8 protein-coding genes are annotated in these 10,014 nt (G+C 70.7%); 6 read left to right on the forward strand and 2 right to left on the reverse strand.

Annotation, left to right across the window (positions count from 1 at the left end; translation table 11 throughout):
- Both Q8Q88_RS24260 and dnaJ read left to right on the forward strand, forming a co-directional pair.
- Window positions 1-862: Hsp70 family protein (locus tag Q8Q88_RS24260; RefSeq protein ID WP_305677750.1), on the forward strand; the 862-nt coding region annotated here is incomplete at its 5' end.
- A 156-nt stretch (window positions 863-1,018) separates the two neighbouring features.
- Window positions 1,019-2,170, forward strand: coding sequence for a molecular chaperone DnaJ (dnaJ, locus tag Q8Q88_RS24265; protein ID WP_305677751.1), 1,152 nt, complete (start codon window positions 1,019-1,021; stop codon window positions 2,168-2,170).
- 160 nt (window positions 2,171-2,330) lie between these two features.
- Here the strand turns inward: dnaJ and Q8Q88_RS24270 are convergent, their stop codons facing one another.
- Together Q8Q88_RS24270 and Q8Q88_RS24275 are read right to left on the reverse strand one after the other, a co-directional pair.
- Entirely contained in the window at window positions 2,331-3,896 is a 1,566-nt protein-coding gene (locus tag Q8Q88_RS24270; RefSeq protein ID WP_305677752.1) for an FAD-dependent oxidoreductase, read from the reverse strand.
- A gap of 61 nt (window positions 3,897-3,957) precedes the next feature.
- Window positions 3,958-4,485: a GNAT family N-acetyltransferase gene (locus Q8Q88_RS24275; protein ID WP_305677753.1), complete on the reverse strand. Its 528-nt coding sequence runs from the start codon at window positions 4,483-4,485 to the stop codon at window positions 3,958-3,960.
- A 104-nt stretch (window positions 4,486-4,589) separates the two neighbouring features.
- Between Q8Q88_RS24275 and mutS the strand changes: the two genes are divergently transcribed.
- The 4 genes from mutS to glnD form a co-directional block, all read left to right on the forward strand.
- On the forward strand, window positions 4,590-7,268 hold the full coding sequence (mutS, locus tag Q8Q88_RS24280) for a DNA mismatch repair protein MutS (RefSeq protein WP_305677754.1): 2,679 nt from the start codon (window positions 4,590-4,592) through the stop codon (window positions 7,266-7,268).
- On the forward strand, window positions 7,269-7,874 hold the full coding sequence (locus tag Q8Q88_RS24285; RefSeq protein WP_305677755.1) for an HAD family hydrolase: 606 nt from the start codon (window positions 7,269-7,271) through the stop codon (window positions 7,872-7,874).
- Between the two features lie 131 nt (window positions 7,875-8,005).
- A complete protein-coding gene (locus Q8Q88_RS24290) occupies window positions 8,006-8,260 on the forward strand; it encodes a hypothetical protein (protein ID WP_305677756.1) in 255 nt (84 codons plus the stop codon).
- 98 nt (window positions 8,261-8,358) lie between these two features.
- Window positions 8,359-10,014, forward strand: a 1,656-nt coding sequence (glnD, locus tag Q8Q88_RS24295) for a [protein-PII] uridylyltransferase (protein WP_305677757.1), incomplete at its 3' end; no start/stop codon positions are given.

Here is a 10,014-nt window from a genome sequence, read left to right on the forward strand (position 1 = left end):
GTTCTTCGGCCGCGAGCCGCACACCGGCGTGAACCCGGACGAGGTCGTGGCGCTGGGCGCCGCGGTCCAGGCCGGCGTGCTGCAGGGCGACGTCAAGGACGTGCTGCTGCTGGACGTGACCCCGCTGACCCTGGGCATCGAGACCCTGGGCGGCGTCTTCACCCCGCTGATCGAACGCAACACCACCATCCCGACCAAGCGTAGCCAGACCTTCTCCACCGCCGACGACAACCAGTCGGCCGTGACGATCCGGGTGTTCCAGGGCGAGCGGCCCATGGCGGCCGACAACAAGATGCTGGGTCAGTTCGACCTGGTCGGCATCCCGCCGGCCCCGCGCGGCGTGCCCCAGGTCGAGGTCACCTTCGACATCGACGCCAACGGCATCGTGAACGTTTCGGCGCGCGACAAGGCCACGGCCAAGGAGCAGTCGATCCGCATCCAGGCCAATGGCGGGCTCTCCGACGCCGACATCGACAAGATGGTCAAGGAAGCCGAGTCCAACAAGGCCGAGGACGAGAAGCGCAAGGCCCTGGTGGAAGCCAAGAACCAGGCCGAGGCTGTGATCCACTCGACCGAGAAGGCGCTCGCCGAGCACGGCGACAAGATCGTCGGCCCGGACAAGGACGCCATCGAGTCCGCGCTCACCGACCTGAAGTCGGCGCGCGAGGGCGACGACGCCGAGGCGATCGCCGCCAAGACCCAGACCCTGATCCAGGCCTCGATGAAGCTGGGCGAGGCCATGTACGCGGCCCAGCAGGGCGGCGGCGCGGCCGACGACCAGCCGGAAGCCTCGGGCGACGACGTGGTCGACGCCGAGTTCGAGGAAGTCGGCGACGACGACGACCAGAAGAAGTCCGCGTGACGTTTCGCCCCATGGGCGCCTTCCGCAGGCCTTGCGAGGAGGCGCCCATGGGGCGTTCGTCTATTTGCGCGGAGCGCTCGGTTGGAACAGACCTTGCAGCGAACCTCGCGCCCACCCACCTCATTCACACAGATCAATTTGAACGCCTGACATAAGATGCGGGACTATTACGACATCCTGGGCGTAGCCCGAGGCGCGGACGACGCGGCCCTGAAGGCCTCCTTCCGCAAGCTGGCCATGGAACATCACCCCGACCGCAACGGCGGCTGCGGTGAGGCCGAGGGCCGGTTCAAGGAGATCAACGAGGCCTATTCGATCCTCTCCGATCCGCAGAAGCGCGCCGCCTACGACCGCTTCGGCCACGCCGGAGTGAACGGCGCCAACGGCGGCGGCGGAAACGGCCAGTTCCACGACGTGAACGACATCTTCAACGAGGTGTTCGGCGACGTCTTCGGCGACATGTTCGGCGGTCGCGGCCGCCAGCGCGGCGGTCCGGCCCGGGGCCAGGACCTGCGCTACGACCTGGAGATCACCCTCGAGCAGGCCTATGCGGGCTCCGAGGTCGAGATCACCGTCCCGGCCTCCATCACCTGCGAGACCTGCGAAGGGTCGGGCGCCAAGCCCGGCACCAGCCCGACGGTCTGCGGCAGCTGCGGCGGCGCGGGCCGCGTGCGCGCCAGCCAGGGCTTCTTCTCCATCGAGCGGGCCTGCCCGCGCTGCGGCGGTTCCGGCCGCCTGGTGCTGGACCCCTGCGAGGACTGCCACGGCCACGGCCAGGTGCGGAAGGAACGCATCCTGCAGGTGCGCATCCCGGCCGGCGTCGACGACGGCGCCCGGATCCGGCTGGCCGGCGAGGGCGACGCGGGCGCGCGCGGCGGATCGCGCGGCGACCTCTACATCTTCCTGTCGGTGAAGCCGCACGAACTGTTCGACCGCGACGGCCTGGACCTGCTCTGCACCGTACCGGTGCCGATGTACGTGGCGGCGCTCGGCGGCGACATCGAGGCCCCCTGCCTGATGGGCGGCGAGAACTGTGACGGCGAATGCCGCATCGAGGTCAAGGTGCCCGAGGGCTCCCAGACCGGCCGCACCGTGCGCCTGAAGGGCAAGGGCATGCCGTCCCTGCGCTCTCGCGAACGCGGCGACCTGGTGGTGGAGCTGTTCGTGGAGACCCCGAGCAAGCTCAGCGCCCGCCAGAAGGAGCTGATGCGCGAACTGGCCGAGCTTTCCGGCGAGCAGCAGCATCCCAAGTCCGCCAACTTCATCAGCAAGGCCAAGCGCTTCTGGGAAGACGTGACCGGCGCCTAGGGCGCTTTCCGGCGAAGTGGAGACCGGTTCGTCGCCAGAAAGCGCGCCAAGTCAAAAGCCTAGGGCGCCGCTCCGGCTCTTCCGGAGCGGATAGCGTCCTAGGCGTCTGAGCGGGGCATCCCCCGCCTCGTCGTCCTCCCGTCGTCCGCAAGACGATCGATCAGGCCGCGACCTGGGCGCGGATCAGCTTGATGGCTTCGTGGGCCGAGAGCACGGCGCCCTCCTGCCAGGCGTTGAGATAGCTCATATGCTCGCCGGCGAAGAGGAACGGGCCGTCGGGCTTGCAGAGCAGGGCGTAGGCGCCGGCCCGCTGGGCCTCCTGCCACCCGACCGCCGCGGCCTCGGCGAACTCTGTCTGGGCCCAGCAGACCGTGACCGGCCTGGCCAGCTCGCGGCCGCGGCCGGGATGGAACTTCTCGATCACCCGGCGGCAGGTCTCGAAGCGTTCCTCGAAGGGCAGGGCGGCGAACTTGCCGGGCGCGTCCGGCGACGAGAAGCCGATGGAATAGGCGCCCACCAGGATGCCGGTCTTCTCCGAGAGGCCGCCCGATGGATACCAGACCGTCTCGTTGATCTCGTCGGTCCAGCCCAGGCCGCCGAACTGGAAGTCGTCCTGCTCCCAGAACCGGCGGGTCTCGAAGGCGACCTTGGTCCCGCTGAAATAGCCCCGCGCCCCGTCGGCGACGGCGGCCTTCACCGGGGGCGAGAAATCCGAGGGGATCTTGGCCAGGACCGGCAGGGGTAGGGTGCAGATGACATGGTCGGCCTCCAGGACCCGCTCCGCCCCGCCCTCGGTGTAGACGATCCTGGCGCCGGGGCCGGCCCGGCGGATGGCCTGGATCCGGCAGCCCAGCCGCACGGCGGGCTTCACGCGCTCGTAGAGGGCAAAGGCGATCCGGTCCATGCCGCCCACCGGCTGCAGCATGGTCGCCTGCATGTCTGCGAATTCCTCAAACAGCAGGCTGACACCCCAGAACCTCGCCTGGGCCATGTCGCTGAGGCGCAGGGGCGGCGCGTTCACTGGCGCCTGCAGATAGGCGCCGGGGTGGGTGGAGAACTGCGCACGGTCGGAGCCGGCATAGGTCTTGTTGCGGTCCAGCGCCCCGTAGGCCGACAGGTAGGCCATCAGCCGCTCACGATCGACGCCGGTCAGCTCCCGGTCCAGGGCCCGGCGGTCGATGGCCTTGGCCAGGAGTTCGGAAAATGCGCCGCGCGTGTCGTTGGTCGCCTGGCCGTTGGTGACCACCTGGCCGTTGAAGTCTAGCTTGGCGGCGCGATTGGCGTTGACCATCACCTCCAGCGGCACGCCCAGGTCGCGGCAACAGGCCAGCACGGCGTGATGCGATTGTGGGATGCGGCCGGGGCCGGCGTTGAAATAGTGATTGGGCTCGCGGGTCCAGTCGACCACCTGGTCCGGGCGGCCGAGCTGACGCACGGTGTCGCCGCCGCGGATGGTCCAGCTGCGACCGCCGGGGCGGTCCAGGGCTTCCAGGACGGTGACCTCGTAGCCGGCCTTGCGCAGCTCGAGCGCCGATACCAGGCCCGCGACCCCGCCGCCCAGGACCGCCACCTTGATCCCGCGCCCGGAGCCGGCCGGCAGGTCCGGGGGTCCCGCGTAGGCCGGCGAGACGGCCAGAAGACCCAGGGCCTGCATGGCTGTGAAGACCGCGCCATAGCCGCCGACGCGGCCCAAGGCGGTAAGGAAAGCCCGACGCGAAACACCCATGAAACGCCCCGCCCTTGGATGGCGCGTCAGGCGCCAGCCGTTGATCATCCGGAAATCCGGCTCAGTCGTCCAGCAGCACCCCGATCTCGGGCCAGCGGTAGCTCACCTCATAGGTCACGCCGCCGGGGCCGGCCTCGCGGCGGGGGGCCTCGGCCTGGCCACCGAGGTGCTCGTAGAAGCCCCGCGCCGGGATGTTGTCGCGCAGCACCGAGATCAGCAGGGAGGTGGCGCCATTGGCCGCGAACACCCGGGCGATGGACGAGACCAGCCGCCGGCCGGTCCCTTGGCCCTGCGCGGTCTTGAGCAGGTAGAGGGTGGTGATCTCCGCCTCACCCAACCGGCGGGCGCGGGAGGGCCCGCCGGCCACATAGCCCACCAGGCCCTGGCGATCGGCGGCGGCCAGGGTCGCCTCGTGCTCGCCGGGGCGCAGCAGGCTCATCCGGAAGCGTCGGGTGTGCACGCCGGGCGACAGCCGTGCCAGATACGAGTCGGGCAAGAGGCCGCGATAGGTCTCGCGCCAGGAGGCCACGTGGATGCGGGCCAGGTCCTCGGCGTCCTCGGGTCCGGCGGGGAAGATGAGGTGGGTCAAACGCAGCTCCTCACTAAACCACAGCTTGGGAGTCCGGCGGCTCGGTTCAAGGGGTCTGCGGGGGCTGACGTACGCGGCGGGCGCAGCTAGGCTCACGGCGACGCATGAACGCCCAGACCCCCGCCCTTCCCGACGCCGCCGGCGCCACGCCGGTCATGGCCCAGTTCTTCGAGGCCAAGTCGCGCCAGCCCGACGCCCTGGTCTTCTTCCGCATGGGCGATTTCTACGAGCTGTTCTTCGAGGACGCTGAGCGGGCCTCCGCCGCCCTGGGCATCACCCTCACCGCCCGGGGCAATCACGGCGGGGCGCCAATCCCCATGTGCGGCGTGCCGGTCCATGCCGCCGAGGCCTATCTGGCCAAGCTGATCCGCTCGGGCTTCAAGGTCGCCGTCTGCGAGCAGATGGAGGACCCCGCCGAGGCCAAGAAGCGCGGCGGCAAGTCCATCGTCCGCCGCGACGTGGTCCGGGTGGTGACGCCCGGGACCCTGACCGAGGACGGCTTGTTGGACGCCCGGGGGTCCAATCGCCTGGCCGCCGTAGCGGTGCGGGCCGGGGCCGCGGCGGTGGCCAGTGTGGAGCTCTCCACCGGCGAGGTGGAGTGCATGACGCTCTCCCGCGACGGCCTGGCCTCGGCGCTCGCCTCGCTGGGCCCCTCCGAGATCCTGGTCCCCGACCGGCTGTTCGCCGACGAGACCCTGCGTGAGACCTTCAAGAGCGTCGGCGGCCTGATCCAGCCCATGGCTTCGGCGCTCGCCGAACCCGCCGCCGCCGAGGCGCGGCTGAAGCGGCTCTACGGGGTCGACACCCTGGATGGGTTCGGGGAGCTGTCGGGCGCGGAGGTTTCGGCGCTGGGCCTGATCGCCGCCCATCTGGAGACCACCCAGGCCGGTCGCCTCCCGGCGCTGACCGCCCCGCGGCGGGCAGGGGAGGCCGACGTCATGGCCATCGACCCGGCCACCCGGACCAGCCTGGAGATCGAGAAGAGCCTGTCGGGGGCCCGCGACGGCTCGCTGCTCGGGGCCATCGACCGCACCATCACCGCGCCGGGCGCCCGGATGCTGGCGGCGCGGCTGGCCCGCCCGCTGCTGGACCCGGCAGCCATCGATGCGCGGCTGGACGCGGTGGAATGGTTCTGCGAGCGCCGGCCATTGCGCCAGAAACTGCGCGAGACCCTGCGCGGCATGGGCGACATGGCCCGCGCCCTTTCCCGCCTCGCCCTGGGCCGGGGCGGCCCGCGCGACCTGGGCTGCCTGCGCGACGGCCTGGCTGGCGGCGAGGTCATCGCCAACCTGTTCACCCACCCCGAGCCGCTCGATCCGCCGCCGCCGGCCGAGATCGCCCGCGCGCTCGCGGCCCTGCATCCGTTGGCCGCCGCGGACCTTGCCGAGTTCCGCCGGATGCTGGACGAGGGCCTCGGGACCGAGCTGCCGGCCCAGACCCGCGACGGCGGCTTCGTGGCGGCTGGCGTCCGCGCCGAACTCGACCAGGCCCGGGCCCTGCGCGATGACAGCCGCAAGGTGATCCTGCAACTGGAGGCGCGGCTGCAGGCCGAGAGCGGGGTGGCGCTGAAGGTCCGCCACAACGCCGTGCTGGGCTATTTCGTCGAGACCACCGTCAAGGCGGCCGAGCCACTGATGACCGCGCCGCTGAACGCGATCTTCATCCACCGCCAGACCCTGGCCAACCAGGTGCGCTTCACCACCGTGGAGCTGGCCGAGCTGGACGCCCGCATCGCCCAGGCCGCCGAGCGGGCCCTGGCCATGGAGGTCGCCACCTTCGAGGCCTGGCGCGAGGGCGCCATCGCGGTCGCCGCCGCCATCCAGGCCGCCGCGCAGGGCGCAGCGGCCCTCGACGTGGCCGCGGGAATCGCAGAGTGGGCCGACGATGTGGGCGCCAGCCGCCCGACGGTGGACCGCTCCACGGTGTTCGAGGCCGAGGCGGCGCGCCATCCGGTGGTGGAGGCCGCGGTCAAGCGGGCCGGCGACCCCTTCACCCCCAACGACTGCCGCCTGGACGGGGCCGGCGTGGCCGGGGCCAGGCTCTCCATCGTCACTGGGCCCAACATGGCCGGCAAGTCGACCTTCCTGCGCCAGAACGCGCTCTTGGCGGTGTTGGCCCAGGCCGGCTGCTTCGTGCCCGCCAGGCGGCTGCGGCTGGGCGTAGTGGACCGGCTGTTCAGCCGGGTGGGGGCGGGAGACGACCTGGCGCGCGGCCGCTCGACCTTCATGGCCGAGATGGTGGAGACCGCCGCCATCCTGACCCAGGCCACGCCGCGCTCCCTGGTGATCCTGGATGAGATCGGCCGCGGCACGGCCACCTATGACGGCCTGGCCATCGCCTGGGCCTGCGCCGAAGCCCTGCACGAGACCAACCGCTGCCGGGGCCTGTTCGCCACCCACTATCACGAGCTGGCCGTGCTGGAGGGCCGACTGGCCTTCGTCGCCAACCTGTCGCTCAAGGCCAAGGAGTGGAATGGCGAGCTGATCTTCCTGCACGAGGCCGGTCCCGGCCCGGCCGATCGGTCCTATGGCGTGCAGGTGGCCAAGCTGGCCGGGGTTCCGCCCGCCGTGGTGGTTCGCGCCCGCGAGGTGCTGGACCGGCTGGAGCGGGAAGCCGGCGCCCCCGCTCACCTGGACGACCTGCCGCTGTTCGCCGCCAGCGCGCCTGAGCCCGAGCGCCGGGGACCGAGCGCGGCGGAGACCGCCCTGCGCGACCTCGATCCCGACAGCATGAGCCCAAGGGAAGCCATGGACGCCCTCTATCGCCTGAAGGGCCTGCTCTAGATGGCGGTTAGGTGCCTGATGGTGGATGTCGACGGGGTGGTCGTCCGCCATCCCGACGGCCGCCGCTGGGACGCCGACATGGAGGCCGATCTCGGCCTCTCCCCCGACGACCTGCAGCGGGCGTTCTTCACGCCGCATTTCGAGGACATCGTGCTCGGCCGCGCCGACCTGCACGAGCGCCTGGCCCCGGCCCTGGCCGAGATCGCCCCGCACCTGACCAGCGACCGGCTCGCCGCCTACTGGTTCGAACAGGACGGCCATCTGGACCACGTGCTGCTGGATGACCTGGCCGCATACCGCGCCGAGGGCCTGGAACTCCACCTGGCCACGGTGCAGGAGCACCATCGCGCGCGGCACCTGTGGCAGTCGCTCGGGCTGAACGTCCGGTTCGAGGCCATGCACTACGCGGCCGACTATGGCTGCAAGAAGCCCGATGCGGCCTTCTTCCGCCTGGTGGAGGAGCGCACCGGCTTCGCGCCGCACGAGCTGCTGCTGATCGACGACAGCCTGCGCAATGTGGAGGCCGCCCGCGCCTGCGGCTGGCACGCGATCCTTTGGACCGGCGAGCTGAGGCTGGCCGACGCCCTGGCGCAGGCGGGGCTCTGAACCCTCCGGTCGCGGAGTATTGTGCATTGCACAATATTAACCACCGCGCTGCACCACAAATTAATCTTCAGCGTCGAAAAGGCCTCCGTCAGCGCGGACATTCCTCCCGCCGCGCCAAAGGAGAATTTGAAATGATCCGCATTGCCGTCCTGACCGCCGTCGCCGCCATCGCCTTCGCCGCCCCCGCTTCGGCCGCCGAAGTCCGCGTTTCGCTGGTGGGCAAATCCGCCGCCCAGATCGACGCCGACCTGACCCGCGCCGCCCGCACCGTCTGCATGCGCGAAACCTACGGCGAGAGCCTGATCGCCAACGCCTACGGCCGTTGCGTCCGCGCCACCCTGAAGACCGCTCAGGCCAAGCTGGCCGAAGCGCAGTCGGCCGACTAACCCAAGGCTTTCCATAGTTGCGTTCGAGGGCCGGCGGAAACGCCGGCCTTTTTCGTATCCCCTGCCGCTTGGGCGCGGCTTGCCCTATATGCGGTGACATGCCCCCGCGCCTTCGCCCCACCCGCCTGGAATATGTCGTCGACGGCGTGCGGCTGCGCGCCCAGCTCTCGGCGGCGGCCCTGGATGCGGCGGGCGACGAGGCCGAGCAGCGCCGCCGGGCGCTGGCGATCCTCAAGCAGGCCCTGTTCCGCGGCCGGATGATCGCCAAGGAGCGGCTGGAGAACGGCGCCGGCGGCATCGAGACCGCCCGGCTGCTGTCGGGGGTCACCGACGAGGTGGTCACAGCCCTCTACGACTTCACCACCGTCCACGTGTTCCGGGCCCGCAACCCCACCGAGGGCGAGCGCCTGGCCCTGATCGCGGTCGGCGGCTACGGCCGCGGCGCGCTGGCGCCCTTCTCCGATCTCGATCTGCTGTTCCTGCGCCCCTACAAGCAGACCGCCCACGCCGAGAGCGTGATCGAGTACATGCTGTATGCCCTGTGGGACCTGGGCTTCAAGGTCGGCCACGCTTCGCGGACCATCGAGGAGTGCATCAAGCTCTCCCGCGAGGACTACACGATCCGCACCTCGATCCTGGAGGCGCGGCGGCTGACCGGCGACGAGAAGCTGGCCGACGAGCTGACCCGCCGGTTCCGCGCCGAGGTGGTCAAGGGCACGGCCGCCCAGTTCGTCGCCGCCAAGCTGAAGGAACGCGACGAGCGCCAGGACCGGGCCGGCGCCAGCCGTTACCTGGTCGAGCCCAACGTCAAGGAGGGCAAGGGCGGGCTTCGCGACCTCAACACCCTGTTCTGGATCGCCCAGTACCTGCATCCGGTGGCCCAGGTGGACGGCATCGTCCAGCTCGACATGTTCGAGCGCCGCGAGGTGGCGGCCTTCATCCGGGCCTTCGACTTCCTGTGGGCGGTGCGCGGCCACCTGCACTTCGCCACCGGCCGGCCCGAGGAGCGGCTGACCTTCGACCTGCAGCCGGAGATCGCCCGGCGGATGGGCTATGGCGACCGCGGCGACGCCCCGGCGGTGGAGCGGTTCATGCGCCGCTACTTCCTGATCGCCAAGGAGGTGGGCATGCTGACCCGGGTCTTCGCGGCCAAGCTGGAAGCCGAGCAGATCAAGCAGCAGCCGCGCGGCTTTTCGCGGCTGATCCCGGGGCGCGGCCGGCTGAAGAAGAAGCCGCTGGACCCCGGCTTCCACGAGGAGGGCGGGCGTCTCAACATCGATGGCCCGCACGTCTTCGAGACCGATCCGATCAACATGCTGCGGCTGTTCCGCCTGGCCGACCGCCGCGACCTGGACCTGCACCCGGACGCCTTCACCGCCGCCAGCCGCGGCGTGGCCATGATCGGCTCGAAGGTGCGGCGCGACCCCGAGGCGGCCAAGGTGTTCCTCGACATCCTCGCCCACGGCCGCAATCCGCAGCGCACCCTGTCGATGATGAACGAGGCCGACGTGCTCGGGCGGTTCGTACCGGAGTGGGGCCGCATCGTCGCCCAGATGCAGTTCAACATGTACCATTCCTATACGGTGGACGAGCACACCCTGCGGGCGGTGGGGGTGATCGCCGACATCGCCAACGGCCAGTTCGCCGAGGACCATCCGCTGTCGACGGCGATCATGCCGCTGATCGACGACCGCGAGGCCCTGTTCCTGGCCATGCTGCTGCACGACACCGGCAAGGGCGGGGCGGGCGGCCAG

It is taken from the genome of Phenylobacterium sp. (assembly GCF_030697925.1).
Taxonomy (GTDB): Bacteria; Pseudomonadota; Alphaproteobacteria; order Caulobacterales; family Caulobacteraceae; genus Phenylobacterium.